23 protein-coding genes and 4 tRNA genes are annotated in these 26,342 nt (G+C 59.2%); 10 read left to right on the top strand and 17 right to left on the bottom strand.

Annotated elements, in window-relative coordinates; all coding sequences use genetic code 11:
• Window positions 1–22: 22 nt before the first annotated feature.
• The 4 genes from GWQ27_RS12425 to GWQ27_RS12410 all read right to left on the bottom strand — a co-directional run bounded on the left by GWQ27_RS12425 (window position 23) and on the right by GWQ27_RS12410 (window position 6,902).
• Window positions 23–2,020, bottom strand: a complete 1,998-nt coding sequence (locus tag GWQ27_RS12425) for an ATP-binding protein (protein ID WP_059112352.1) — start codon at window positions 2,018–2,020, stop codon at window positions 23–25.
• A 92-nt stretch (window positions 2,021–2,112) separates the two neighbouring features.
• On the bottom strand, window positions 2,113–5,193 hold the full coding sequence (locus tag GWQ27_RS12420; RefSeq protein ID WP_021139869.1) for a multidrug efflux RND transporter permease subunit: 3,081 nt from the start codon (window positions 5,191–5,193) through the stop codon (window positions 2,113–2,115).
• 15 nt (window positions 5,194–5,208) lie between these two features.
• On the bottom strand, window positions 5,209–6,315 hold the full coding sequence (locus GWQ27_RS12415; protein WP_111588822.1) for an efflux RND transporter periplasmic adaptor subunit: 1,107 nt from the start codon (window positions 6,313–6,315) through the stop codon (window positions 5,209–5,211).
• On the bottom strand, window positions 6,312–6,902 hold the full coding sequence (locus GWQ27_RS12410; protein WP_059112354.1) for a TetR/AcrR family transcriptional regulator: 591 nt from the start codon (window positions 6,900–6,902) through the stop codon (window positions 6,312–6,314). The genes GWQ27_RS12415 and GWQ27_RS12410 overlap by 4 nt, the downstream gene beginning before the upstream one ends.
• Before the next feature lie 257 nt (window positions 6,903–7,159).
• Here GWQ27_RS12410 and GWQ27_RS12405 point away from each other — a divergent pair.
• The 5 genes from GWQ27_RS12405 (at window position 7,160) to GWQ27_RS12385 (ending at window position 8,321) form a co-directional block, all read left to right on the top strand.
• Window positions 7,160–7,236, top strand: a tRNA-Arg gene (locus GWQ27_RS12405).
• Between the two features lie 50 nt (window positions 7,237–7,286).
• Window positions 7,287–7,362 (top strand) — tRNA-His (locus GWQ27_RS12400).
• A gap of 20 nt (window positions 7,363–7,382) precedes the next feature.
• Window positions 7,383–7,468, top strand: a tRNA-Leu gene (locus tag GWQ27_RS12395).
• Between the two features lie 77 nt (window positions 7,469–7,545).
• A tRNA-Pro gene (locus tag GWQ27_RS12390) sits at window positions 7,546–7,622 on the top strand.
• 186 nt (window positions 7,623–7,808) lie between these two features.
• Entirely contained in the window at window positions 7,809–8,321 is a 513-nt protein-coding gene (locus tag GWQ27_RS12385; protein ID WP_059112355.1) for an RICIN domain-containing protein, read from the top strand.
• Window positions 8,322–8,436: 115 nt separating this feature from the next.
• On the opposite strand, the gene GWQ27_RS12380 is transcribed toward GWQ27_RS12385, so the two are convergent.
• The 7 genes from GWQ27_RS12380 to GWQ27_RS12350 form a co-directional block, all read right to left on the bottom strand.
• Window positions 8,437–9,249 carry a Cof-type HAD-IIB family hydrolase gene (locus tag GWQ27_RS12380; protein WP_034281594.1) on the bottom strand — a complete coding sequence of 271 codons (813 nt, stop codon included), beginning with the start codon at window positions 9,247–9,249 and terminating at the stop codon, window positions 8,437–8,439.
• A gap of 90 nt (window positions 9,250–9,339) precedes the next feature.
• Window positions 9,340–10,380, bottom strand: coding sequence for an alpha/beta fold hydrolase (locus tag GWQ27_RS12375; protein WP_275907489.1), 1,041 nt, complete (start codon window positions 10,378–10,380; stop codon window positions 9,340–9,342).
• Window positions 10,370–11,116, bottom strand: coding sequence for a tRNA (guanosine(18)-2'-O)-methyltransferase TrmH (gene trmH, locus GWQ27_RS12370; protein ID WP_011898209.1), 747 nt, complete (start codon window positions 11,114–11,116; stop codon window positions 10,370–10,372). Before trmH ends, GWQ27_RS12375 begins: the two co-directional genes overlap by 11 nt.
• 118 nt (window positions 11,117–11,234) lie before the next feature.
• Window positions 11,235–13,352, bottom strand: coding sequence for a bifunctional GTP diphosphokinase/guanosine-3',5'-bis pyrophosphate 3'-pyrophosphohydrolase (spoT, locus tag GWQ27_RS12365; protein ID WP_096119794.1), 2,118 nt, complete (start codon window positions 13,350–13,352; stop codon window positions 11,235–11,237).
• Window positions 13,353–13,486: 134 nt separating this feature from the next.
• The gene (rpoZ, locus tag GWQ27_RS12360; protein ID WP_005307060.1) at window positions 13,487–13,762 is read right to left on the bottom strand and encodes a DNA-directed RNA polymerase subunit omega; all 276 of its coding nucleotides are present in this window, start codon (window positions 13,760–13,762) and stop codon (window positions 13,487–13,489) included.
• A gap of 79 nt (window positions 13,763–13,841) precedes the next feature.
• Entirely contained in the window at window positions 13,842–14,468 is a 627-nt protein-coding gene (gmk, locus tag GWQ27_RS12355; protein WP_169047144.1) for a guanylate kinase, read from the bottom strand.
• 300 nt (window positions 14,469–14,768) lie between these two features.
• On the bottom strand, window positions 14,769–15,824 hold the full coding sequence (locus GWQ27_RS12350) for a glycosyltransferase family 9 protein (protein ID WP_219598120.1): 1,056 nt from the start codon (window positions 15,822–15,824) through the stop codon (window positions 14,769–14,771).
• A 185-nt stretch (window positions 15,825–16,009) separates the two neighbouring features.
• Here GWQ27_RS12350 and GWQ27_RS12345 point away from each other — a divergent pair, with 185 nt between their 5' ends.
• Entirely contained in the window at window positions 16,010–16,723 is a 714-nt protein-coding gene (locus tag GWQ27_RS12345; protein WP_219598121.1) for a 3-deoxy-D-manno-octulosonic acid kinase, read from the top strand.
• 70 nt (window positions 16,724–16,793) lie between these two features.
• Window positions 16,794–17,654 (top strand): sensor domain-containing diguanylate cyclase, encoded by an 861-nt coding sequence (locus GWQ27_RS12340; RefSeq protein ID WP_275907488.1) that lies wholly within the window; start codon window positions 16,794–16,796, stop codon window positions 17,652–17,654.
• Here GWQ27_RS12340 and GWQ27_RS12335 read toward each other — a convergent pair.
• A complete protein-coding gene (locus GWQ27_RS12335; RefSeq protein ID WP_275907487.1) occupies window positions 17,651–18,505 on the bottom strand; it encodes a carboxylate/amino acid/amine transporter in 855 nt (284 codons plus the stop codon). The two genes, GWQ27_RS12340 and GWQ27_RS12335, sit on opposite strands and share 4 nt — an antisense overlap.
• A gap of 42 nt (window positions 18,506–18,547) precedes the next feature.
• Here GWQ27_RS12335 and GWQ27_RS12330 point away from each other — a divergent pair, with 42 nt between their 5' ends.
• Complete coding sequence (locus GWQ27_RS12330) at window positions 18,548–19,006, top strand: DUF6314 family protein (protein WP_275907522.1); 459 nt, start codon at window positions 18,548–18,550, stop codon at window positions 19,004–19,006.
• A gap of 156 nt (window positions 19,007–19,162) precedes the next feature.
• Here GWQ27_RS12330 and GWQ27_RS12325 read toward each other — a convergent pair whose 3' ends face one another.
• Window positions 19,163–19,324, bottom strand: coding sequence for a hypothetical protein (locus tag GWQ27_RS12325; RefSeq protein ID WP_096119800.1), 162 nt, complete (start codon window positions 19,322–19,324; stop codon window positions 19,163–19,165).
• Window positions 19,309–20,208, bottom strand: a complete 900-nt coding sequence (locus GWQ27_RS12320; protein ID WP_005319455.1) for an EamA family transporter — start codon at window positions 20,206–20,208, stop codon at window positions 19,309–19,311. Before GWQ27_RS12320 ends, GWQ27_RS12325 begins: the two co-directional genes overlap by 16 nt.
• Before the next feature lie 91 nt (window positions 20,209–20,299).
• Here GWQ27_RS12320 and GWQ27_RS12315 point away from each other — a divergent pair, with 91 nt between their 5' ends.
• On the top strand, window positions 20,300–21,274 hold the full coding sequence (locus GWQ27_RS12315; RefSeq protein WP_275907486.1) for a LysR family transcriptional regulator: 975 nt from the start codon (window positions 20,300–20,302) through the stop codon (window positions 21,272–21,274).
• Here the strand turns inward: GWQ27_RS12315 and trpS are convergent.
• The gene (gene trpS, locus GWQ27_RS12310; protein WP_275907485.1) at window positions 21,253–22,266 is read right to left on the bottom strand and encodes a tryptophan--tRNA ligase; all 1,014 of its coding nucleotides are present in this window, start codon (window positions 22,264–22,266) and stop codon (window positions 21,253–21,255) included. The two genes, GWQ27_RS12315 and trpS, sit on opposite strands and share 22 nt — an antisense overlap.
• 192 nt (window positions 22,267–22,458) lie before the next feature.
• Entirely contained in the window at window positions 22,459–22,893 is a 435-nt protein-coding gene (locus GWQ27_RS12305; protein ID WP_005319449.1) for a universal stress protein, read from the bottom strand.
• A gap of 377 nt (window positions 22,894–23,270) precedes the next feature.
• Between GWQ27_RS12305 and fabV the strand changes: the two genes are divergently transcribed.
• On the top strand, window positions 23,271–24,458 hold the full coding sequence (fabV, locus tag GWQ27_RS12300) for an enoyl-ACP reductase FabV (protein ID WP_275907484.1): 1,188 nt from the start codon (window positions 23,271–23,273) through the stop codon (window positions 24,456–24,458).
• A gap of 63 nt (window positions 24,459–24,521) precedes the next feature.
• Here fabV and GWQ27_RS12295 read toward each other — a convergent pair whose 3' ends face one another.
• On the bottom strand, window positions 24,522–26,315 hold the full coding sequence (locus tag GWQ27_RS12295; protein WP_275907483.1) for a diguanylate cyclase: 1,794 nt from the start codon (window positions 26,313–26,315) through the stop codon (window positions 24,522–24,524).
• Between the last annotated feature and the right edge of the window lie 27 nt (window positions 26,316–26,342).

The raw sequence follows: 26,342 nt of genomic DNA, 5'->3' as shown, positions 1-26,342 counted from the left end.
GCTGGCTCACAAGAGCCAGCACTCAGTTATGTTGGATTGGCAGGCGAATATGGAACTGGGCGCCATTGCCCGGTTCGCTGGCACAGCTGATGCGGCCTTTCAGCAACTGCACCACCAGGTTGTAGATGATGTGGGTGCCGAGCCCGCTGCCGCCCTGGCCTCGCTTGGAGGTGACAAAGGGGTCGAAGATGCGCGGCAATATCTCGGGTGGGATGCCGCGGCCGTTGTCGCTGTAGTTGATCAGCAGCTCTTCACCCTCTTGTTCCACCTTGATGGTGATCTTCTTGGGCTTGTCCCAATTATCAAAACCATGGTTGATGGAGTTGAGGATCAGGTTGGAATAGATCTGGGTAAAGCTGCCGGGGAAAGAGAAGATAGACAGCTTGGGATCGCACTGGATATCCACTTCGCACTGGGCTTTTTTCAGCTTGTGGCCGAGGGAAACCACTACTTGATGCAGGTTGTCAGCGAGGCTGAAGTTGTAGCGTGCTTCCGATGATTGATCGACTGCCACCTGCTTGAAGCTGGCGATAAGCTCCGAGGCGCGTCTCAGGTTGCTCTGCAGCAACTGCATGGATTCATCGAGGTTGACGGTGAACTCATTGAGGTAAGAGCGCGACAGCTGTTTGGAGTCGATGTGCAGCTTGAAGTCAGCCACTCGCTCCTGCAGATAGGAGGAGGCGGTGACGCTGATGCCGATAGGGGTGTTGATCTCGTGGGCTACCCCGGCCACCAGGGAACCGAGTGAGGCCATTTTTTCCGATTCCACCAGGGTTTGCTGGGCCTGTTTCAGATCGTCGTAGGCCCTGCCCAGTTGATTGTTGGCATCACTCAGACTGCGGGTCCGTTCCACCACCTTGCCTTCCAGCAGCTCGTTGAGTTGAATGATCTCCCGCTCAACCTTCTTCAGGCGGGTGATGTCATAACCGAATCCGATCAGATACTTGAGGTTGGGCCCTTCGTAGAAGGGGGCGAAGGTCCACTGCAGCACCAGCTCATGGCCCTGCTGGTCATGCATGATGACCTCTTTGTCCTCGATGGCGCCGTGATCGGCCAGGGCCAGGGTCAGCTCTTCCCGCTGCTCCTGGCTGACAAACAGATCCAGCCAGTTGTGCTGCAATATTTCCTGCTGGTGGTAGCCGGTCAGCAGTATGGCCGCCGGGTTGATGCTGGCGATGTTGAGATCCGGCTCCATGCAGCAGATGACCATGTTGGCCGAGTTGATCAGGGTGGCGGAGAAGTCCCGCTCCTGTTGCAGCTGTTCTGCCGCCTGATGGCGCGCCGCAAACTCATCGTTCAGCCGTGTTCGCATCTGGTTGAGGGTTGCGACCAGGGTATCCAGTTCATCGGGTTTCTTGCGGGGCAGAGGGCGGCCTTCGAGCGTCAGTTCGACAGCCAACCTGTCCAGATTGAATTTTTGGGCGTAGTTGGCGATGCGGTTGAGATGACGAACCACCAGATAGTAAATGATGATCAGGATGCAGAATGAGACCACCAGCGTCTTGATGGTCTGACTGACCAGGATCAGCACGGACTTTTCGATAAGGCGCTGATAGATCTGCTCAAGGGAGGCTGCGACAAAGAGCTTGCCAACCACTTCACCCTGATAGGTGAGGTTGAACTCGCGGGAGATGTCGTAGCTTTCCCGTTCGACCCCCTGGGTCAACAGCGGGACTTCCGAGTTGCCGAGCATCTCCTTGACCATCACGAATTGCATGTTGGGCAGGTTCATGATGCCTTCGATCTGCACCTTGACCTGCTCTTCATCCAGGTTCCACAAACTGGCGGCGATGGGCTGCAGGAAGGAGGCTTCGATCTGGCCGATGCTGTCTTCGATGACGGCAACATCCTTGCGGTAATCCCAGGCAAGCTGAAGCGCCGTAATGATCATCGCCAATACGGTACTGCACACCAGAATATAGGAGAGCAGTCGGTATGAGAGTCCGTTGCGGCCGACGGCCTGCGCGGTCTTGGAGAAGAGTCCTGACATGGCGTCCTTGCGGTCTGGATATATTGCCATTTAGTTTAACTGCTTCATGCACTTATGTCGTGTTTCGTTAGCGTGATAAAAATAAGGCCCCGAAACGGGGCCTTGAGCAGTCAATTTGAGTATCAGTGACTCCCTTTCGCCTTGGGCGGAATGGATTCATCAAACACCGGCAGGGGTTTGTGTTCGGAGGCCAGGTAGGTATAGATCACCGGCAGCACGAACAGGGTGAAGATGGTGCCGATCGCCAGACCGGCCACGATCACGATACCGATACTGAAGCGCTGGGCCGCACCGGCACCCGCGGCATACAGCAGCGGGATCAGACCCGCAATCATGGCGGCCGTGGTCATCAGTATGGGGCGCAGACGCACCTTGGCTGCCTGCATCACGGCTTCCATCCGGTTCATGCCATGCAGCAACTGCTCTTCCTTCGCCACTTCGCAGATCAGAATACCGTGCTTGGTAATCAGACCCACTAGCGTGATAAGGCCTACCTGGGAGTAGATATTCATGGTGGCCATGCCCCATGCCAGCGCAATCAAGGCGCCACTGATGGCAAGAGGGACAGAGACCATGATGACCAGGGGGTCACGCACGGATTCGAACTGGATAGCCAGCACCAGGAAGATGATGGCCAGGGCCAGTGCAAAGGTGGCGTAGAGCGCATTGCCCTCGGTCACGAACTGACGGGCTTCACCCATGAAGTCGTAGCGATAGCCTTGCGGCAGCTTCTCTTCGGCTGTGGCCTTGAACCAGTTGATCGCATCCCCCATGGCCACGCCCGGTGCCGGTACTGCGCCTATGGTGGCCGAATTCAGCTGGTTGAAGTGGGGCAGGGCACGGGGCTCACCGACTACTTCGATACTGATGAGGCTCCCCAGCGGGATGGATTTACCGTCAGCCGCCCGCACGTAGTACCCCTTGATGGATTCCGGGTTCATGCGGTACTTGCGCTCAACCTGCGGGATCACCTCGTAGGAGCGGCCATCCAGGTCGATACGGTTGACGTAACCGTCCGCCATCATGGTGCCCATGGTGATACCTATGTCCTGCATTGTGATGCCGTAGGCACCCGCCTTGTCCTTGTCGATCTTGATCTTCATGGTGGCGGAGTCGTAGTTCAGATCGAGATCCGAATAGACGAATTGGCCGTTGGCCTGGGTGGCCGCCAGCATTTCACCGGCGATCAGGAACAGGCTCTCGAAGCTCTTCGGCGTCGTGATGACGAACTGGATCGGCAGACCGCTCGATGCACCTGGCAGTTCCGGGAACTGGAAGGTGGTGATGGCCATGCCGGGGATGTCTTTCACCAGATTGGCAACCCGGTCCAGTACCTCTTTCTGGCTCGCTTCACGCTGGCTCCAGGGCACCATGGAGGCGATACCAAAGGCCTGGTTGGCATTGAACACACCGGAGAAGACCTGGGAGTAGGCGATTTCCGGCTGCTCATCCAGGATCTTGTTCACGTCCGCCATGGTGTTTTCGATGTAGTCCAGGTTGGCGTTGGACGGTGCCGTACCCAGCACGGCCATCACCCCCTTGTCTTCCGACGGAGCCAGTTCACTGGGGATGAACTTGAACAGCAGCGGCAGGCTGCCGAACACTATGACGGCAAACACCAGGACCACGATGCGCTTTTGCATCACGGCGTGCAGCATGCTGTCGTAGCGGTCTGTCATCCGTTCCAGCAGGTGATGAACCGTGCTCTCGAACTTGCCCGGCTTTTCGTTGGCCTTAAGCATCTTGGCGCACATCATGGGCGACAGGGTCAGGGCTATGATGCCGGAGACAAATACCGCCCCCGCCAAGGTCAGGGCAAACTCCTTGAACAGGGAACCCGTGATGCCGCCCATCAGGGCGATCGGCGCGTACACAGCCGCCAGGGTGACCGTCATGGCTATAACCGGTACGGCTATCTCGCGGGTCCCTATGATGGCGGCCCGGAAGGGTTCCTCCCCCTGTTTGATATGCCGATCGACGTTCTCCAGCACCACTATGGCGTCATCCACCACCAGACCGATGGCCAGTACCATGGCCAGCAAGGTCATCAGGTTTATGGAGAAACCGAACAGATCCATCATCATCACTACGCCGATCAGACTGAGCGGTATTGTGATAATCGGGATGATGACGGCACGGAAGGAGCCAAGGAACAGGGTGATCACCACCAGCACGATGGCAGCCGCTTCCAGTATGGTTTTGATAACCTCGTGGATGGACTCGTTGATGGCGATGGTGGAGTCATACAGCACATTGGTCTGCATGGTGCTCGGCATGTTGCTCTTCAGGCTCGGCATCAACTCCAGTACATCGTGGGCGATGTTGATGGGGTTGGCGGTCGGTGCTGCGTTGACCGCCATGACCACGGCTTCACGACCGTTGGCACTGGCGCGGTAGATGTCGTGGCTCTTCTCCAGCGTCACCTTGGCGATGTCGGAGAGGCGGATCACCTTGCCGTCACGGGTGGCGACGACCAGCCGCTTGAGCTCGTCGGTATCGCTGACCTGGGTCTCGGCATTGCCGTTGAACAGGGTGAAGTAACCCGTCGCCTGACCGGTGGCTGACTGATAGTTGTTGCTGTTGAGCACAGTCATCACGTCGCTGGCGGTCAGGTTGAAGGCTGCCATCTTGGCCGGATCCAGCCATACCCGCAGGGCAAATTCGACCCCGCCGTAGAGGTCAACCTTGGACACACCGCCCACGGTGAACAGCTGCGGCTTGATGACCCGTTCCAGATAGTCGGTGATCTGGCTGGAGCTCAGTTCTGGACTGGTGAAGCCAAGATACAGTACTGCCGTGGTCGAGCCGGTGGAGGAGGTGACCGAGGGGTCTTCCGCCTCTTTCGGCAACTGGGAGCGTACCGAGTTGACCTTGGCCAGTATGTCGGAGAGCGCGGCGTTGGGATCCGTGTTCAGCTTCATGAAGGCCGTGACAGTGGAGCTGCCCAGCTGACTGGAGGAGGTCATGAAGTCGATGTTGTCGGCTTGTGCCACCGCCTGCTCCAGCGGCTGGGTGATGAATCCCTGGATCAGGTCTGCACTGGCGCCATAGTAGCTGGTGCTGACCGTGATCACAGTATTGGTCACCTCGGGGTATTCCCGCACCTGCATCTTGAAGATGGCCTGAAAGCCCAGCAGGGCGATCAGGAAGCTGAGCGAGATCGCCAGCACAGGCCGTTTTATAAATATGTCAGTAAATCGCATTGCAGATCTCCGCGCTTACAGCATCGGGGTTTGTGCCGGAACGGCCAGGGCATCGTTTTCGACCACGTGTACCTTGGTGTCGTTGCTCAGGCGAACCTGACCCGACAGCACTATCTGGTCACCAGCCTTGATGCCGGACAGCACATGCACGTCATTGCCGCGACGCTCACCCGCCTTGACCACTACCTGCTTGGCCCGTTTCACGCCGTCCGCCTCATGAATGACATAGACGTTCTCGCCATACAGGGTGAAGGAGATGGCGGATTGCGGGATCACAACCTGGTCTTTTACCGTGGGCAGAATGATGCTGGCGCGGGCGAACATGCCGGAACGAAGCTGACCGCCGTTGTTCGGGATGTCTGCCTGTACCTGGATCAGGCCGCTCTGGTAGTTGACTGCGGGTTCAATGGCGGTGATATGCCCGTCAAATTGCACTTGCGGATAGGAGTCCACATTGATCTTGACGGTCTGGCCCAGAGTGATTTTGGAGATATCGGTCTGGGGCACGGTGAAGCGCAGGCGCATCACACTGGTATCTTCCAGCCGCACTATGTCGGTACCCGGTTGCAGGTACTGGCCGAGGAAGACGTTACGCAGACCGACCACGCCACCGAAGGGGGCACGTACCTGGCGACGGGCAATGGTTGCCTTCAGGCTGTCGATGTCCGCTTCCAGTGAACGGTAGCTGGCTTCGGCATCATCCAGTTGATCCTTGGAGATGGAGCTCTTCTTGTAGAGGTTCTGGAAACGCTCGAACTTGGCTCGCGCCGCCGGCAGCTTGGCCAGGGAGGCTTGCAGATTGGCCTTCTCGACGCTGGAGTCCAGGCTCAGCAGCAGCTGCTCTGCCTTGACCGGTTTGCCCGACTCGAAGGTGATGGCATCGATTGTGCCTGCCAGTTCAGTGGAGAGTGTCACCCCCTGATTCGGCTCGATGAAGCCGATTGCCTCTATGGTCGGCACCCAGTCCTGGGACTTGGTCACCATGGCGGTGACGGGGAACTCGGGCTCAGGCCGGTTGGCCATGAACTCTGCAATCTTCTTCTGTTTGAACATATTGAAGCCGATGACGCTGCCAAACAAGACGAGCGCTATCAGCAACATGATGGCCATCCACTTTTTCATGAACAGACTCCTGAGGTGGAAAAGTTGGGGGTTAAAATGGCATTCCAGCTGGCCCGGATCGCGGCTTCCAGCTGTTCTTGCGTCAGCTCAAAGTGATGAACCTGGCGTTGTAGCGCCAGAGTTCCCACACAGTCCAGACTCAGCACCTGCAGTGCCCGGACGGGTAGATCGATAAACAGACCCTGTTCACGTCCCCGTTCGAAGAAGCGATCCAGAGGCGCCCAGGCGGCCATGATGACCGGGTCTTTCTCCAGTTCGGCTCCCAACGGGGAACACTCATATTGCAACTTGCATTTGAGTGCGTTGGGGTCGTCGGCAAAAAAAGCGTGGATGTTGAGCCACAGACGCCGAAATTGCTGAAATGACACCTCCTCTATCTGCACACCTTCCATGACCAGGGGATGACACTGGAGGATACTGTGTTGATAGAGCTGGCGGATCAGGTCATCTTTGTCACTGAAGTAACGGTAGATGGTGCCCGCCGCCACCTTGGCTTTCTTGGCAACCACGGCAATGGACAGACCGTGGAAACCCTGCTCGCCGAGAATTTCATGAGCCGCATTGAAAATGCGTTCTTTCTTGTTCATGACTCGATTATCACAACGGCTGAATGAACGTTCATTCATTTTAGGGGGGCGTTGAAGCAAGTCAAGTTCCACTGCTGGATGCATCACCATTAGGGGGGAACAAATTAGCGTTGCAGAGCTGGATCCAGCCTGAATGAAACAAAAATGGTGAAAAAGCGCCATAAACGATGGAAAAACAAGCGGTTGATTTGGCAGGAGCAAAAAAGTGTAGACAAGCCTGCCCCCATCATCAATAATGCGCCCCGTTCGACAGCGTAGCGCCCGTAGCTCAGCTGGATAGAGCGCTGCCCTCCGGAGGCAGAGGTCACAGGTTCGAATCCTGTCGGGCGCACCATTTAAAGTGCGCCGGTTAAACGGGCGTGTTGTGGAACGAAAACAGCTGTGGTGGCTGTAGCTCAGTTGGTAGAGTCCCGGATTGTGATTCCGGTTGTCGTGGGTTCGAGCCCCATCAGCCACCCCATTTTACAGCTTGTCAGGTATGCGAAGGTGGCGGAATTGGTAGACGCGCTAGCTTCAGGTGTTAGTGCCCCCCGGGTGTGAGGGTTCGAGTCCCTCTCTTCGCACCATACTTGCTGTATGATGAAGATGACCGAAAGTGGTTGTCTTGGTGTTTTGAAAGAGTGTTGCAGTAAAAAAATTGTCTCGGTGATTAGCGCAGCCCGGTAGCGCATCTGGTTTGGGACCAGAGGGTCAAAGGTTCGAATCCTTTATCACCGACCATATTCAGAAAAACCTCGCTTCGGCGGGGTTTTTCGCTTTCCGGCGTTTCTTCTCTTCCCCGCCTCTGTGTTTGTCACGTCTGTTTACACTTCTGTTGGCACTTTCCTGTCACCGCTTCGGGTATGCTGGGCCGCAGACCCACAGCAAAGTGGGCATTATTGAACACTTCTCAGGCCAAAATGTCATATGCACCATAATACAGTTCGCGCCAGCACGTTGGCGCTGGTTGTCGTGGCCCTCAGCGGCTGCTCGTACAAACCCAAGCCGGATGAAATCCTGATGGGCGCCGCCCCCAGGCAGGCCATCGATGCTCCCTCTGCCCTGATGACCAGCGGTGGTTTTTGTGTGGCATTGAATGCCCAGGATCAACTGATCACTCAACCTTGTGAAAAGATAACCCGACAGCAGTTCAACTGGGATGCCGGCGCCCTGCAGCTTGAGCAGCGCTGTCTGGTGGCCAAGGGGGTGAGCGAGCTCGTGCTGGCCGAGTGTCAGGATGATAGTCGTCAATGGCAGTGGCAGGCGGATCGTCTGCTCAATCACAAGGTTGATCGGTGTCTGGATGTCGCCGGTCGTCGCCACAAGCCCGGCACACCGCTCCGGCTGGCGGAGTGCTACGGTGGCGCCAACCAGAGTTTCGAGTGGAAGAGTAGCGCTAGCATGCTGGAGCAGTTGAATCTGAAAAGCCTCATCTGGTGAGGCGATAGGGGATGTGGGGCAGGTTTCAGGCTGGGGGAGATTTCGCCGAGTCTCGATTTGAAATATCTGCCAGACAGCATGGATACCAGCGTCGTGGTATCCATGCTGTCACGGGTCAGGCTGCGCCAGCAGTACTGAGGGCGAATAGCTGCTCCAGATAGACGGCAACCCCATCTTCGTCCGAGCTCAGGGTCTGCTCATGTGCCGGCAAGGCGAGCTTGAGGCGGTCGTGGGCATTGCCCATCACAACGCCACGGCCCACCATGTCCAGCATCTCGAAGTCGTTCATGCCATCCCCGAACGCGACGGCCTGAGACATATCCAGTCCATGCTGTGCCAGCACGGCGCGCACGGCATTGCCCTTGTGCACCCCGGCGTGCATCACTTCGAGGCAGTCCGGCAGGGAGAAGGTGACGTTGAGTCGATCACCATAATGCTGGTTGAGGTGAGCCTCGATCCGCAGCAGTTTTTCGTGCTCGCCGATGTAGAAGACCTTGTTGACCTTGTCCATTGGGTGGGTGGCGAGGTCGGTGAGGCGGTAGGTGAAACCGGACTCGTCATGGAATTGCAGCAACCAGGGCAATTCCTCTTCTACCAGCCACTCGTCGCCATAGTAGACATTGAGGTGAATGGAGGGGTCGCGATCCAGCGCGATCAGCTCGGCGGCCACGGCAGCTGGCAGCGCCTGATTGAAGATGAGTTGATCCTGCTTGTCGTGCACCACGGCACCGTTGGAGGTGATGAGGTAGATGTCCAGCCCGAGCGTGTCGCGAATGCTGCGCACGTCCACATGGTGCCGGCCAGTCGCCACCACGAACTTGATCCCCTGTTCCACCAGACGGTGCAGGGTGTCACGGGTACGGGGGGAGATCTGGTGCTGCTTGTTGAGCAGGGTGCCATCGAGATCGGATACAACTACCTTGAACATCATTACCTCGGCATCAATTGAACGCCGGGGCAGTGTACCCCAGCGTTTCGCGTCACCCCATTTATTTAGGGATCCAAAAAATAACCAGCGCTAGAAGCGCTCGAAGAACGCCAGGGTCGCGCTCAGTGCGGCCTGACGCTGGGGGTCTGCCTCGATAAACAGCTCATGCCAGGCGCCCTCTATCCGCAGCGGCTTGCCCCCTTCACATCTGGCCTTGGCACAGAAAGCATCCTGGGCGGCATTGTCCACCACGCTGTCTTCCCCCGCCTGCAGCAGCAGCAGTGGCGTCTTGATCCGATCAGCGGCGGCAATGGCGCTGTCTCCGGCGGCTATCCCCTCGCGGATCCAGTGGGCGGTCACCCCCCCCAGCTTGATTTGCGGGTGCAGTTCGTAGAGATCGCGAAATGCCTTATAGCGCGGCGCGCTATGGCTCAGGCCATTATCGGCAAATTCGTGTGACTGGTAGCTGTCTTGGCCGGGACCATAGGGTGGTTCGCCCAGCCAGCTGCCGACCGTGTCTATGCTGGCCGCGAGCCCCTGTGCCAGCCATTTGGGCAGACCGCCGAGGTTGATGCCCATCATGGGGGAGGAGAGCACGGCCGCCTTGATATCATCCGGCCAGCGTTCCAGGTAAAGCGCCGAGATGGCACCGCCCATGGAGTGAGCCAGCAGGAACAGTTTGGTGGGCTGGTCTGCCATGATGACCTGGTCGTGGAACTGTTTGAGATCCACCACATAATCTTCGAAATCAGCAACATAGCCTTTCTGCTTGTCGGCCAGCATACGGTCGGACAGGCCCTGTCCCCGGTGATCGATGAGGTAGAGGCTGTAGCCCTGGCGCCACAGATCCCAGGCCAGTTCCTGATACTTGAGATAGCTCTCGACCCGACCATTGACGATGACGATGGCGCGATCCACCTTGGCCTGGCGCAGGGTGGCATAGCGAATGGTGACGCCGTCTCTGGCCTTGAACTCCCCCTCGATAGCATGTGTACGCCAGAAGTCGGGCAGCGTTTGCTGGTAAAGCGCGGGGACCTCGGCTTCGGATGTCAGCGGATAGGGATTGGTCACGGCTAGGGCTCCGGCAGAAAACAGGGTCAGTGCCAGCAGGGGCAGACAGTTAAATTTCATCGGTTGGATACTCCATATCCTGGGGATCTTCCTGTTGTGCAGCCCAGCCCTTGCGGGTCAGCTGCATCCGTTGCCACCAGGCCTCGTCCGCCAGGATCTCGCCGGCCGGGCCGAGCTGGGGATAGGGCATCTCTTTCTCTTTGCAGAGCTGGGCATAGATGGGGTAGCCCCCCTCGAACAAGATAGTGTTCTGCTCTTCAAGCGTGAGGGGACAGCCGCGCTGATAACAGCCCGCCAGCTCGCGCTGACGCTGTGCCTCGTAGAGGATGGCGGCGGCAGCCACCGAGACGTTGAGGGACTGCACCATGCCCACCATGGGGATGACGATATGGTGATCGGCCAGGGCCAGCGCCTCTTCACCAATGCCGTGTTTCTCCTGACCCACCAGAATGGCGGTGGGTCTGGTGTAGTCGATGGTGCGAAAGTCCACCGAGCTCTCCGAGAGGTGGGTCGCCACTATCTGCATGCCGGAGGCTTTCAGCTCGGCCACGGCGCTGCCGATATCCGGGTGCAGCTTCACATCCACCCAGTTCTGGCTGCCGCGGGCCGTGCCCTTGCGCTTGTGGATCCAGGTCTTGGGCCAGACGGCATGCACCCTGTGGATGCCAATCGCATCGGCGGTACGCACTATGGCGGCCAGGTTGTGAGGTTTATGAACCTCTTCCATGCAGACGGTCAAGTCGAGCTGACGCTGGGCCAGCATGTCGGAAATCCGTTTGAAGCGTTCAGGTGTCATGTCAGTTTCTATCGGGTGAGGCTGGTGCGCGCATCGCTTGCATGCACAGGGTCAAATCGGGCCGGCGCCGGGCCAGCATGTCTCTTGAAAAGCAGCAGGCGGCTTGCGCCGCCTGTTTTCAGTTCTTTTGTCGGCTCACCTTGAGCACATTGGGCATCACCCGGATCTTGCGCATGATGTTGGCCAGGTGGATGCGGCTCTTGGTGGTGATGAGCAGGGTGACCAGATAGACACGGCCATCCTTCTCTTCGGTGCTGATGGCGTGAATGTTGGCGCCGGTGGCGGCAATCACGTTGGCCAGCTCGGCCAGCGCACCCTGATGGTTGACTATCTCTATGCTGATGCCGGTGCGGAATTCCTGCTCCTGATCCTTGTCCACCTCCCACTGCACCGGCAGATACTTGTCCGGCTCGCGGCTGTAGCCCTTGATGTTGCGGCAGGCTTCCTGGTGGATCACCAGCCCCTTGCCCGGGCTGATGTGGGCAATGATGGCATCCCCCGGGATCGGGCGGCAGCAGTTGGCGAAGGTGACCAGCATGCCATCGGCACCCTTGATCGGCATCTTCTTGCTGCTGGATTTGGGCTGCTCTTCCGGCGGCAGTTCATCCCCCAGCATACGGCGCGCCACCATGACGCTCATGGCGTTGCCCAGGCCCACGTCGGCCAGCAGACCTTGCAGGTTTTCGTGTTTGGTATCGGCCAGCACCTGCTTGATGCGGGGTTCCGGAATGTCTTCGATGTTCTTGGCGCCAAGTGCATGGTTGAGCAGGCGGCGGCCCAGTACCACAGACTCTTCGGTGCGCAGATTCTTGAGGAATTGGCGGATCTTGGATCTGGCCTTGGTGGTCACCACGAAATTAAGCCAGGCCGCATTGGGGCGGGCGCCCGGTGCCGTGATGATCTCTACCGTCTGCCCCGAATAGAGCGGGCTGCTGAGGGGGTAGGGATGTCTGTCAACCCGTGACCCCACACAGGCGTGGCCGATATCTGTGTGTACCGTGTAGGCGAAGTCCACCGGCGTGGCACCGGTGGGCAGCTCCATGATGCGACCTTCGGGAGTGAACACGTAGATCTCGTCAGGGAACAGGTCTGTCTTGACTCCTTCGATGAACTCAAACGAGCTGCCGGCACTCTGCTGCAGCTCCAGCAGGCTCTGCATCCAGCGCTGGGCGCGGATCTGGGCCGTGGTGCCCGAGCTGTCGCCATCCTGCTTGTAGGCCCAGTGAGCAGCAACCCCTTTATCGGCCATCTGATCCATGAACTCGGTGCGGATCTGCACCTCCACCGGCACCCCGTGGGGCCCCACCAGCGAGGTGTGCAGCGACTGATAGCCGTTGGTCTTGGGGATGGCGATGTAATCCTTGAAGCGACCGGGGCGCGGCTTGTAGAGGCTATGCATCTGCCCCAGCACCCGGTAACAGGTATCTATGTCCTTCACTCTGACGCGAAAGGCGTAGATATCCATTACCTCATGAAATTGCAGCTCTTTTTTTTCCATCTTGTTGTAGATGGAAAAAAGGTTCTTCTCGCGGCCGCTCACCTGGGAGTCGATGCCAGCCTCATGCAGGCGGCCCTCGATCTCGCTCTGGATGGAGTCGATGATTTCACGGCGATTGCCGCGGGCGCGGCGTACCGATTCTCGCAATACCCGTGAGCGCATGGGGTAGAGCGCCTCGAAACCCAGCTCTTCCAGCTCGTTCTTCATGGTATGAATACCGAGGCGGTTGGCGATGGGGGCGAAGATCTCGAGGGTTTCGCGGGCAATGCGGCGGCGCTTGTCCGGCCGCAGCGAACCCAAAGTACGCATATTGTGGGTGCGGTCGGCCAGCTTGATCAGGATGACCCGGATATCCTGGGTCATGGCCATCACCATCTTGCGGAAGTTTTCGGCCTGAGCTTCTTTGCGATCGCGAAACTTCAGCTTGTCGAGCTTGGAGACACCGGCCACCAGTTCGGCGACGGCATCGCCAAACAGTGCGGCCAGATCGGCCTTGGTCACGGGGGTATCTTCGATGACGTCGTGCAGCACTGCGGCCATCAGGGTTTCGTGATCGAGTCGCATGTCGCCGAGAATGCGGGCAACGGCAACCGGGTGGGTGATATAGGGTTCGCCACTGGAACGCATCTGTCCCTGGTGGGCATCACGGGCCACCACATAGGCTTGCCTGAGCTTCTCAACCTGCTCTGGAGGCAGGTAGGAACTGGCTATTTCTTTAAGATTTTCAAATAAATACAAGACAGTCCCCGCAGCGGTGAAACGGCAATCCGTGGAATTGAGGAATAGTCCTGAGTTTGCGAGGTTTTCGAGCGGTTGTAAATGGGAAGAACAGTCGGCACCCGGGCGGGCGCCGACCATGGGAAATTACTTACTTAACCGCGGCCTTCGGCGATGGCAGCAACGGCTGCCAGTTCGGCGGCTTCCTGTTCTTGCTGCTCGTAACGGTCCTGGGTATCCATCACTTGATTGTTCACCAGACCCAGTTCGATCTCGCGCAGGGCGATCACGGTCGGCTTGTCGTTCTCTTCGTCGACCAGGGGATCTTTGCCTTGAACCGCGATTTGGCGGGCGCGGCGGGCGGCGACCAGCACCAGGTCAAAACGGTTACCTACCTGTTTTACAGCATCTTCTACAGTAACGCGTGCCATGCAGGACTCCAGTGTTTGGGCTTTCTGTGTTTAAAAAAGCAGTGTTTAAAAATGACGCAAAAGTTTACTTGTTTTTGGCCTATTCTGCCAGTAGCTGTTGCAGCAAGTTTTGTTGTGCCTGCTGTTGCTGACGAATTTCCAGCCGTTGGCACTCAATAATGGCCCTGAGTTGGAACAGTGCCAGCTCAAAGTCCTTGTTGATAATGACATAGTCATACTCGTCGTAGTGCACCATTTCGGCAATGGCTTTCGCCATCCGGCCGGCAATCACCTCGGCGCTGTCCTGACCGCGCCCGATCAGGCGCTGTTCCAGCTCGGCGCGGCTGGGGGGCAGAATAAAGATGGATTTGGTTGGCATCTGCTCACGGATCTGGCGGGCGCCCTGCCAGTCGATGTCGAGGAAGACGTCGATCCCTTGAGCCAGGCAGGCTTCAATGGCGGCGCGAGAGGTGCCGTAATAGTTGCCAAATACCTCTGCCCACTCCAGAAAGTCACCGCGTTCGATCAGTTCCTTGAACTCTTCCACCTGCACAAAGTGGTAGTGCACCCCGTTCTCTTCGCCGGGACGAGTGGCGCGGGTGGTGTGGGAAACCGACAGTTGCATCTTGCCAGCCGGGTTGTGTTTGGTCAGCAAGGCATTGAGCAGGCTGGATTTACCCGCCCCGCTCGGGGAGGAGATGATATAGAGAGTGCCTTGTTGCGCCATGTCATTACCTTATTATCTAGAGCTGCGTTTTGGTTGTAGCAGAGGCCGCCGTCTTGTGCCCGAAAGGGAGACAGCCAAACGCAAAACGCAGGAAATTCTTTGAGTCGGGAGGATGTAAAGGCGGCGAATTTTATCAGAAGGCGGCGGATAAAAAAACGGCTGGAATCATATTCCAGCCGATCAAAGTATTCGTTGCTTGCTGCGGGAGCGTAACCCACATCGGCTGCCATTCTGCCCCACAGGCGGGACTGGGGCCATCAGGTTATCCCTGCCTCATGGCTCGGAATTTCCGAATCGCCCTCAGCCGGGCAGGTGACGATCGGCGCAGAGCCGGTCAAAGGTGGCGATGACCCTCTCAATCCCTATCTTGCCCATGGCATCCGGATCCTTGAGGCGGGTGCGCCAGCCGAGCTCGGCCAGCGGCTTGCCGGTTTCCTGTTCGATCAGTTCCTGATAGACGCTGACCACGTAGTCACGGCACAAATAGGGGCCGGTGCGAGCCGGATTGTGGTGGGCGTAGAGGCCGATCACCGGCGTGCCTACCAGGGTTGCCATGTGGGTGGGGCCGGTATCTGGGGCCAGCACCAGGCTCGCTTCACCAATCAGGGCCAGCAGCTGTTTGAGGTTGGTCTGCCCCACCAGATCCACCGGTTTGCTCTGGCTCAGCCGCTGTATATCGGCCGCCAGATCCCGCTCCAGTTTGGCCGGGCCGCCGCACAGGTAGACCTGAAAGCCCTTGTTGGTCGCGTGATCCGCCAGTGCAGCATAGCCTTCGGCAGTCCAGTTCTTGAATGCCTTGCTGGCGGCGGCACAGATGAGCAGAGTCGGTTTGCCGCCTATTTTCTCCCTGGCCCAGGTTTTATGTTCGGCGCTGATGGGCAGTTGCCAGTCCGGTGTCAGATCCTTGATGCCGAGCTCTTTGGCAAAGGCAAGGAAACCGTCAAGCACATGGGGAGACGTGGGGGAGGGAACCCTGTGGTTGGTGAACAACCACTGACCGTCGTTGGCGCGCGCCTTGTCGAAACCGAGTTTGACCCTGGCCTTGATACCGAGCGTCGCTATGCTGGCGCGCATGGCCGCCTGCAGGTGGAGCAGCGCATCGAACTTGCGTCCCTTGAGGGTGCGCCACAGGTCGAGATAACCGCGCCAACCCTTGCTCTTGTCAAAGGCGATCACCTCGACCCCGGGCAAGTCGGTAAACAGGGTCGCTTCGATTTTGCCGGTGATCCAGGTGATGCGGGTCTGGGGCCAGGCCCGCTGGATGACGCGCACCAGCGCCAGCGCATGGCAGCAATCCCCGATAGCGGAGAGCCGCAGTATGCAGATAGAAGAGGGCGGCGTTTGGAACAGCGGCATGATGTGGCGCTATGGTGGAAAAATGGATGGATGGCATTATGCAAACTCCCTTGTGGATTGTAAAATTGCGCGCAACTGGCAGCCGGTACTGGCCGTGATCCTCACAAGGTGCACGGGTCCGTGCTGGCAAGCCGCCTTATCGTGAATTGAACCATTGCGATTACTGACCGACCGGAATCACCAAGATGCGAATACAGACCGAACACAACCAGATCTGCTGGTACGCCGAAGGGGTTTTTCGTGACCCTTCTCCCGAGCTGTTTGATCCGGCCTGGTGGCAGACACATCGCCAGGTGGTGGGTTCTGCCATAGGACGCGGTGTGACCTGGTTCGTGAAGGATGAATCCCGTCATCTGGTGCTGCGTCATTACTATCGTGGCGGCATGGTGGGCAAGGTGGTGCGGGATCGCTTCTGGTTCGAGGGGGTGGAATCCAGTCGGGCCATGGCCGAATACACTCTGCTGGCCAAGTTGAGCGAACAGGGCCTGCCGGTGCCGCGCCCGTTTGCGGCCCGTATGGCCAAGCAGGGCCCCTTCTATCGCGCCGACATCCTTATCGAACGCATTCGCGGTGCCAAGGATCTGGTGGCCCTGCTCAAGCAGGGGCCGATCGCCGATCAGGTGTGGCACAAGGTAGGTCAGACTGTGCGCCAGCTGCACGATGCCGGTGTCTATCATGCGGATCTCAACAGCCACAATCTGCTGCTCGACAAGGAGGGCAAGGTGTGGGTGATCGACTTCGACAAGGGGGCGTTCCGTTCCCCGGGCAGCTGGCAGCAGGCCAATCTGGAGCGGCTGCAACGCTCCTTCAGTAAAGAGTCCCAATTGCACACCAGTTTTCACTTCGTGCCGGAAAACTGGCAGGCGCTGATGAGCGGTTATCAGGGAAAAGCGAGCTGACCCTGTTGCTCGGCGCGAGAGCCAATGTTACTTATTGAGCAGGTATTCAGATTCGGTTTCGAGGCATTCGATGGACATGCTCAAGGCTCCCCTGAGGGAAGTGGTCACCCGGTTTGATCCGACGCTGATGGCGGATGCCATGGCTCTGCTGGAGGCGGGACTCTGGGGCTGGAGCCCGCAACAGGGTGTGCAGCGGGATCTCTCCTGTCTGCGTCTGCTGGGATTGAATGAAACCGGTCTGGACGATCTCGGCTGGCTGGACCGGGTGCATCCCGACGATGTGGCTGTGCTGCAGGAGGCTCTCGCTGCCTGTCAGAGCGGGCGAGTGCCCCAGATCCGGCTCGAGTACCGCATCCTGCATCACGACGGTCATTATGTTCGGCTGGAAGAGCGAGCCCGGCGCGATGTTCACGGTCAGGTGTTGGGGGTAGTACGCCTGCTCGAGTCACAGCCGGTGGCGGAAGAGCGGCATGGCACGGATCCCCTTACCGGACTGGAGAGCAGAAGCCACTTCGAACAGCTGCTCGACGAGCGGCTGGCGACCGAGAGCGGCAGCTTCAGCCTGTTGCAGTTCACCGTGGATCACAGTGCCAAGATCCAGCAACTGTTTGGCGAAGCGGCCTGCGATGCCATGCTGGCTAAGCTGGCGCGCATGGTGCGCCACGAGCTGCGACGGGAAGATCCCTTCGCCCGCTGGGATCAGGACGGTTTCATCCTGATGCTCTCCCAGACAGATCGCTTGAGTGGCCTCGAGATTGCCGAGCGATTGCGCCTCGAGATCGCCGATGCCAGCCTGCTGCCGCAGCGGCCTGTGACCGTCAGTGTCGGGCTGGTGCAGAGCCAGGCCGGCGAGCATATCGATCACTTGCTGGCCCGGCTGGCGACCTGCCACGGTCAGGCCAGACGGGAGCACAATGCCGTCGTTGGTTAATGCTTGCTCACGCTGGCGCGCTGACAGATCCAGAGGGAGGCCAGCATCAGCAGGCCGCCAATGGCCAGCCTGGCGAGATTGGTATCCTTGCCCCAGATCAACAGATTGACCAGCAGGCCCGCCGGGATCAGGGCGTTGTTCATGATGGCCAGCACACCGCTGCTGACCTTGGTCGCGCCCTTGTTCCACAGGAAGTAGCCGAGGCCGGAGGCTCCCACCCCCAGCCAGAGCAAAATGCCCCACTGTAGACCGGAAGTCGGATACTGCGGCTTGCCCAGCAACCACCAGGCGGGCAGGGCGACAGCCAGTGCTCCCAGATAGAAGCAGCCGAATACCGCCTGCTGTGGCGGTTGCTGTGCTTCCCGTGCCAGCAGTACCTTGTAGCCCACTTGTCCCATGGCGAAGCTGAGGTTGGCACCCTGCACCACCAGGAATCCCAGTACATAGCTTTCGGTCAGCCCGTCGAAGCGGATGACGGCTGCCCCCAGCACCGCCAGCAGTGCGCCCCACAGATAAACAGGCTTTAAGCGGCGCTCCAGCAGGTCGTGCAGCAGGGTGACGTAGAGGGGGGTGAAGATGGTGAACACCAGCACTTCCGGCACCGTCAACAGCAGGAAGGACTGGTAGTAGAACAGATACATGATGCCGAGCTGGATGGCGCCGAGTCCCATCAGCTTGAGTGCGAAATCAGGCCGCAGCCAGCGGCGTCTGAGGAAGGGCAGAAACACCAGACTGGCGAGGACGATACGCGTCAGCACGGAGAAGTAGGCATCCACCTGGCCGGCGAGATAGACCCCGATCAGGCTGAAGGAGAATGACCAGAGCAGGGTAACCCCTATCAAATAGTTCATGTGTTTGATTTATCGTCAGTTGTCAATTTTGAGGGCGCTATGATGGCCGAGATGGAAGCTGTGATCCAGCGTTTATGGCACCAGTTGCCACAGATCCGCGCCTTTGCCTTCGAGGCAAGCAATGGTGCGGGTTCCGCGACTGACTGGTGTGGTCGTGGTGAGGGAGATGTGGAGGTGACCGATCATCAGGGGGGCTGGCTGTTCGCCGAGACGGGCCGTTACACCACGCCCCATGGCCGTGTACTGACCATGCACAACCGCTTCTGGTGGCAGCGCGGCGATCGGGGGATCCGTCTATCGCACCTGCGTTATGCCCAGCCGGTGGAATTGTTCGAGCTGTTGCCGCAAGGGGATGGCCGCTGGCTGACGGCTGAGCCTCACCTGTGTGGCCAGGATCACTACAGTGCCGAGCTGACAGAGACCGACAGCGGTTTTCTGCTGAGCTGGGAGATCACAGGCCCGCGCAAGAATGAGCGGCTCAGTTATCGCTACCTGAGATGACCCTCACGTCGGGCACCTGTCCAATCCCAGACCATGAAAATGCAGAAATAAAAAAACCGGCGCAAAGCGCCGGTAGAGGGGACAAATCGGAGGTTTTTTTAAAACGGTCCCAAAAACAGGAGAGATACACTCTCGTCACACATTCAGCATCGGTATTCAGGCATGCAACGCATAGCTCAGCATGGCTTGCAGCTTGCTGTCGAAGAACCAGGGCAGCAGCACCATCAGCAGGCCGAGCAGGCCGGCCAGCCGGTGGCGATATTGCCAGCCGGCAATCAGCACCAGGCCACCACACAAGGTGGTCAGGATGCCTGACATAGGGCAGCCTCCCGCTGTGCGCGGCGTTGCTGTGCCCACTGGTTCAGCGCGACCGAGCCCAGGATCAGGGCCAGTGCCACACCCGTGGTGGACTGGATCTGCTCGCCGAGGAACATGGCACCCAGCATGACGCCGAACAGCGGCACCAGATAGTTGCTGAAGGAGGCAAAGGTCGGGCCCGCCTTCTGGATCAGCGCCATGTAGAGGAAGTAGACCAGACCGGTACAGAAGACACCCAGCACGACAACGGCGCTGATGGCATGCTGGCTCGGCATGGTGAGCGCACTCAGATCGGTCAGGAAGGGGGCCGCCAGCATCAGCTGGATAGCCGAAGAGATCAGTATGTTGCGCGCCACCACCACAGGGTGGTCCTTGGCGAAGCGCTTGATCATCAGCAGGCCGATGGCAAAGCAGCTGGCCCCGAACAGTATGGCCACGGCGCCGAGCAGGCCGGCGTTCATGCCGTTGGCCAGTTTCGGCCAGAACAGCACCAGCACACCGATGAAGCCGATGATCACCGAGACCAGACCGCCCTTGGTGATTTTTTCACCGGAAAGCAACAGGGGAGCCATCAAGATGGTGACAAAGGGGATACAACCCATTACCACGGCGGCGATGGCGCTATCCACATACTGTTGACCCCAGGCCACCATGATGAAGGGCAGGGTGGCATCGAGCAGGGCGATCAGCATGTAAGTGCGCCATGGTGTGTGCTCGCTCTTGAGACGCATGAACAGGCAGAGCAGACCCAGGGTCAGGCTGCCGCACAAGGCTCGTCCGGCCGCCACCATGATGGGGGGCAACTCGGTCACGGCCTGATGCATGAAAATGAACTGGGAGCCCCACAACAGGCCAATCGCCAGCAACAACAGATAGCTACGCATGTTAATCTCCGATGTAATTCGCCAGCGCATTCTATGCAATCTGCTACTATGCCAAAAATGAATTGTCGTCATTCAACTATGGCAGATATCGATGGAACTCCCTCTCTCCCGCCTCGACCTCAACTTGCTGATCGTGTTCGACATGCTGATGCAGGAGCGAAACGTCACCCGCGCCGCCGAGCGTCTGCACCTTTCCCAGTCCACCGTCAGCCACGCGCTGGGGCGGTTGCGGCAGGCGCTGGATGACCCCTTGTTCGTCATGAGTCGGCGCGAAATGATGCCGACCGAGCGAGCCAAGACCCTGGCAGGACCCGTGCGTCAGGCGCTGGCCATGCTGGAACAGGGATTGCGGCAGGCGGAGGGGTTCGATCCCGCCAGCGCGCGGCGGATCTTTCGCATCGCCACCCCGGGTTCGGTGGAGCACGGTCTGGTACCGGCGCTGGTGGAACAGCTGCACCGGCAGGCACCACACTGCCGGCTGGAGGTGTGCGAGCTGGCAGACAGTGACTACGAGCGAGAGCTGGAGAAGGGGGAGCTGGATCTGGTGATCGGGTTCGCCGATGCCAATCACTTCTCGCCCCGCCTGTGGCGCGAGCCCTGGTTCAACAACCCGCTGGTCTGTTTGTCACCGCTAGGCAGTGAGTTGCCCGAGGTGCTGGGGCCTGCCGAACTGGTCAGCCGCCCTCATATCCATACCTCCAGCTGGGGCCACAGTCAGGCCATGGTGGATCTCTGGCTGGCCCGTTTCGGGGTTGAGCGTGAGCTGGGGGTGCGGCTGCCGAGTTTTATGGCAGTACCGCCGCTGATGGCGACCGGCCGCTATCTGGTGGTGGTACCCGAGATGATAGGGCGCCACTTCTGCCGCTACTACCCGCTGCGCCTGCATCAGCTGAACCCGGATATCCCCATCGTCTACCTGATGGCGGGCCACCCGCTCACCGCCCATGACCAGGCCATTGGCTGGTTCAAGGGGTTGCTGCACCGACTTGCCTTCGAGCGCTATGGCGCGAATGCGCTGGGCAGTGTGGCCCAGCGCAGTGCGGATCAACCCAGCCCGGCGAAGTAATCCAGCCCCATGGCACTTTTTACCTCCGCCAGTACCTCGTCGGTGAGTAGACGGGCCTGCTGGGTACCTTGCTGCAACAGGGCCAGTAGCTGCCGCTTGTCGGCAATCGCCGCCTGGCGCCGCGCACGCATGGGGGCGAGCAGGGTTTGCAGGCAGTCGTTCAGCACCTGTTTGCAGCGCATGTCGCCGAGCCCGCCGCGCTGGTAATGGGCCTTCATCTCCGCCACCAGCATCTTGTCGGGATGGAAGGCATCCAGATAGGCGAAGACCGTATTGCCCTCCACTTGACCCGGGTCGCTCACCTTGAGGTGATTGGGATCGGTATACATGGCGAACACAGCTTGCTTGACCTCTTCCGCTGACATGCCGAGTTCTATGGTGTTGCCGAGGGACTTGGACATCTTGGCCTTGCCGTCTATGCCGGGCAGACGGCCGGTGTCGCTCAAGATCGGCTGGCACTCTGTCAGCACCTCTTTACCCACCAGAGCGTTGAAGCGGCGCACTATCTCGTTGGTCTGCTCCAGCATGGGCAGCTGATCTTCACCCACAGGCACATGGGTGGCGCGAAAGGCTGTGATGTCGGCGGCCTGGCTGACCGGATAAATGAGAAAACCGGCCGGCAGGCTGCGCTCGAACCCTTTCTGCTGGATCTCCGCCTTGACGGTAGGGTTGCGCTCCAGTCGGGCGACGCTGACCAGATTGAGGTAATAGGTGGTGAGCTCGGCGAGGGCGGGCAGGGCGCTTTGCAGGCAGAAGGTGGTCTTGGCCGGGTCGAGACCGACCGCCAGATAGTCGGCCATCACCTCCAGCACGTTGTCGGTCACCTTGGCCGGGTTGTGGCCGTTGTCGGTCAGTGCCTGCAGATCAGCGATCATCACGAATTGGTGGTAATGGTGCTGGGCCTCGACGCGCTGGCGCAGTGAACCGACGTAGTGGCCTATGTGCAGTTTGCCGGTGGGACGGTCGCCGGTCAGTATGATGGGGTTGTGCATGTCACTCTCTCCAGTTGGGGTGGGCCGGGAGGCGACAAAGGGATAAAAACAATGACCGCCTCTCGGCAGTCACGGTGTTTTCTTTGGAAAATTTTACATAGAAAAGCAGTGCCGCCTGTTTATAAGCAGCACCACCAGTAGTTGTGATTGAAGATGGTCATATTCATGGCAAATAAAACTACGCCAGTTTGATCACTTCTGCAAGGGAACGACCAGCAGGTCGCAGGGTACCGTATTCATCAGCTGACGGGCGCTGGAGGTAAGCAGGCTCCAGAAGCTTTGACGATGGCCGCACACCAGCAGGTCTATCTGGTAATCCTTGACCGCCTGGTTGACCCGTTCGCTCAGATCACCGCAGATCACCAGCTTCTTCTCGATGGGGTAGTCCACCGAGGCCAGGAAGGTCTCCAGCTTCTCTTTCGCTTCGGCGATCACCTGATCCTGCACGTTGTCGATGTCGATATCGATCATCTCGGTGTAGAGATCCTTGAGGTCCACGTCCACATGGATCACGGACAGCTTGGCGCCGTTGGAACGGGCCCGATCAACCGCCTTCTCGATCACCTTGCGGTTATCTTCCGACAGGTCGATAGCGGCCAGTATGTGTTGGTAATAGGTTCCATTCATGGGAATTCTCCTCACTGATCCTGAGTTCACTATACCAATGTCTGATGAAACTAAAATGGCGTTCTCGACACAGTTTTGGGATTTAAATGAGTTTCTTATGGGGCTTCTTCTATGTCATGCGTCATAAATTGTTTATAAATCGAACAGGAGTTTGACCTGAGTCACACCCCTCGACTTGCCCGGCGAGGGTGGCAGGCATAGGATGTGCCCGTGCTTCGCAATGAACACAAAACAATAAAAAGCATCTGAATACCGCTTTGGGGAGCCTCGCGCTCCCTCTTGTTTTTCTGCCCCCTTACTGCCCATATCCCGCCCGACATCAAGGTAATCCGCAACTTCTTGGTTATGCTGTAGCCAGTTCCTTTGGAGATCCCGTCATGATCATTCATCCCCAGATCCAGGGTTGCGTTGCCCGCAACTGTCATCCCATCGGCTGTCGGGCCGCCGTGTTGCAGCAGATATCCAGCGTCAAGGCTGCGGGCAGTTTCAACGGGCCCAGGCGGGTGCTGGTGCTCGGTGCCTCCTCTGGCTTCGGGCTGGCTTCCCGCATAGCGCTGACCTTCGGGGCCGGTGCCGATTCCGTCGGCGTCTCGTTCGAGCGAGGCCCGTCCGACAAGGGGTTCGGCAGCGCAGGCTGGTACAACAATATCTGGTTTCGGCAGGCGGCGGAGCAGGAGGGGCGCGTCGCCGTCAACCTGATCGGTGATGCCTTCTCCGACGGGATGCGCCAGCAGGCCATCGACACCATTCGCCAGCAGCTGGGGCAGGTGGATCTGGTGATCTACTCGCTGGCCAGCGGTATCCGGGTATTACCGGATGGCCGTCAGGTGCGCTCCGCACTCAAGACCACAGGCCAGCCTTTCAGCGGCTGGGGGCTGGATCTGGAGCAGGACAAGCTGGTGCAACAATCCCTGGCGCCCGCCACCCCGGAGGAGATCCGCGACACCGTCACCGTCATGGGCGGCGAGGACTGGCAGCTCTGGATGCAGGCGTTGCAGCAGGCAGATTGCCTCGCCCCCGGCGCACGGACCGTGGCCTACTCCTACATAGGCCCCGAATCCACCTATCCCCTCTATCGGGACGGCACCATCGGCTACGCCAAGGAGCATCTGCACGCCACCGCTGAGACTATCAACCTGCAACTGGCCGACATCGGCGGCCACGCCTGGGTGTCGGTCTGCAAGGCGCTGGTGACCAAGGCGAGCGCCTATATCCCTGTGCTGCCGGTTTACCTCGGCTTGCTGATGGGGGTGATGAAGGAGCGTGGCGTGCACGAGGGCTGCATCGAGCAGATGCAGCGGCTGTTTGCCAGCAAGATGTATGGGCCGCAGGGCGTGGTGGCCGATGGCAACCGGCTGATCCGGATGGATGACCACGAGCTGGACCCGGCCATTCAGGCCGCCGTCTCGACACTCTGGTCAAAGGTGACGCCGGACAACTTCCATACCCTGGGGGATTTTGCCGGCTTGCGGCAGGATTTCATGCAGCTCAACGGTTTTGAGCTGCCCGGTGTCGACTATGGGGCGCCGGTGGATGTGGCGTCCCTGACCGAGCTGGTGCCCTGATCCCGCCCGGCTGGTCAAGTTATCCTGGTTTCATTCTGCGCGGGTGGCCGTGCTCACTGACCGTCAGGCCACGCTGCTGGTCAGTTCATCCTGCGCCGAAGGGGTTGTCGCCAATATGGTCTGGTTGCGGCCCTGGCGCTTGGCTTGATACATAGCCATGTCGGCGCGGTGGATCAGCGGGCCAAGCCCCTCATCGGCCCCTGAACGCCCCGCTATGCCGATGCTGATGGTCATGTGCGGTGTGTCCAGCTGGGCAATCCTCAGGCGTAACTGCTCTGCCAGGTGCCAGCAATCCTCTGCCGCCAGTGGTACCGCCACCAGAAACTCCTCTCCTCCCCAACGCCCTATCAGCTGTGCGTTCGGGGCCCAGTCGCTCAGCTCCCGTGCCAGCCGCTGGATGGCCCGATCACCCGCCTGATGGCCGTGTCTGTCATTGATCTGCTTGAAGTGATCGATATCGATGATGATCAGGGTGAGCGGGTCTTCCTGCTGCCACTGGATGGCAAGCCGTTCCAGCAGGGCGCGGCGGTTGGGCAACTCCGTCAGTTGATCGAAGGTGGCAAGCTTGTAGAGGTGGCGTGAGCTGCGGTGCAGCCTGTGGGTGGTGATGCCGAGCAGGAGCAGGGCGCCAGCCAGCAGGCCGACCAGCATCAGCTGGTAGTTGCGGGCGCTCTGTTGATGCAGCAACTGCTGGCGCTTGCGCTCGTTCTCCTCTTGCAGCACCCGGTTGTTGGCCTCGCTGCGGGCCAGATCCATCTCGGCCTGAAAGGTGGCGGCATGCTGGCTCAGCGCCTGATTGAAGTGTTGCTTGTAATCGTTCATGTAGGCGGACAAGGCCTCATAAGCCTCCGGATAGCGGCCCTGCTGGGCCAGCAGGCTGGCTTGCAATGCCTTGCTGCCGGCGCTGGGGTGGCCCTGGGACGTCAGCAGTTGCAACGCCAGCTGTATCTCTCCCCGGCCCTGCAATGCCTTGACCCGGGTCTCGAGCAGGCGTTCCCCCGCATCCTGATATCCCAACTGCTGATAGAGTGCCTGCGCTTCGTCCAGACTGCGCAGGGCTGTCGTCCAGTCACCCTGGGCGTTGAGCGCCATGGCCTGATAGCCGAGGATGATGGCGCGGTAATCCGGCGCCAGATGGGGCGTAGCCAGCAGGCTGTCGAGCAGTTGTCTGGCCTGGGTGGGGCGATCCGTGTCTATGTAGAGCCGTGCCATGTTGGCTTTGATGATGGTCTGGCTGTTTGGCTCGTCCAGCTGCACCATCTGCTGCAAGGCTTCCCGATAATAGGTTTCCGCCTCTCTGGGCAGACTCAGGTCGGCATAGAGGTTGCCCAGGGTCATCAAGAGGCGGGCTGAGTCCAGGCTGGCAACCGGTTTGTCTCGTACGGATTGCTTGAGGCGAAAGGCAGTCTTGAGTTCGGCGATCGCCTCTTTCAACTGCTGGGTGCGATAGAGTGCCAGCCCGTTCAGGGCATGCCATTCAGATGCTTGCATTGGGTGGTCGATAACGGCGGGTTTGAGCCTGGCCAGCAGGCGGAGGGCTTTATCAGGTGCCTCTGTATCCAGGATCAGGGCAACCTGTTGCAACTGAAAATCGAGCAGGCGCAGGGGTTGCTGCTGGGCCCTGGCCAGCTCGCGGGCTCTGGCATTGTCGAGCAGGGCCTGCGGATAGTGACCCAGGGCTGCCTGGGCCAGGGCTCTGGCATAAAACAGCTCCATATCCTGCTGCGGGTTGGCATCGAGGCGTTGCAGATAGCCGACGGGATCGCGCGCCGCCTGCAATTCAGCCTCTTCCAGCAAGGAGGGAGCGGCCTGCAACTGGGTTATCCAGAGCAGTGCCAGTGCCGTTATGAATCTCATTGAATCCTTTCCCTGACCACTGGCGCC

It is taken from the genome of Aeromonas sp. 5HA1, assembly GCF_029237245.1.
GTDB classification, from domain to species: domain Bacteria; phylum Pseudomonadota; class Gammaproteobacteria; order Enterobacterales; family Aeromonadaceae; genus Aeromonas; species Aeromonas salmonicida.
The sequence above is the reverse complement of the archived record's forward strand: the minus strand, read 5'-3'. Positions and strand labels throughout refer to the sequence as shown.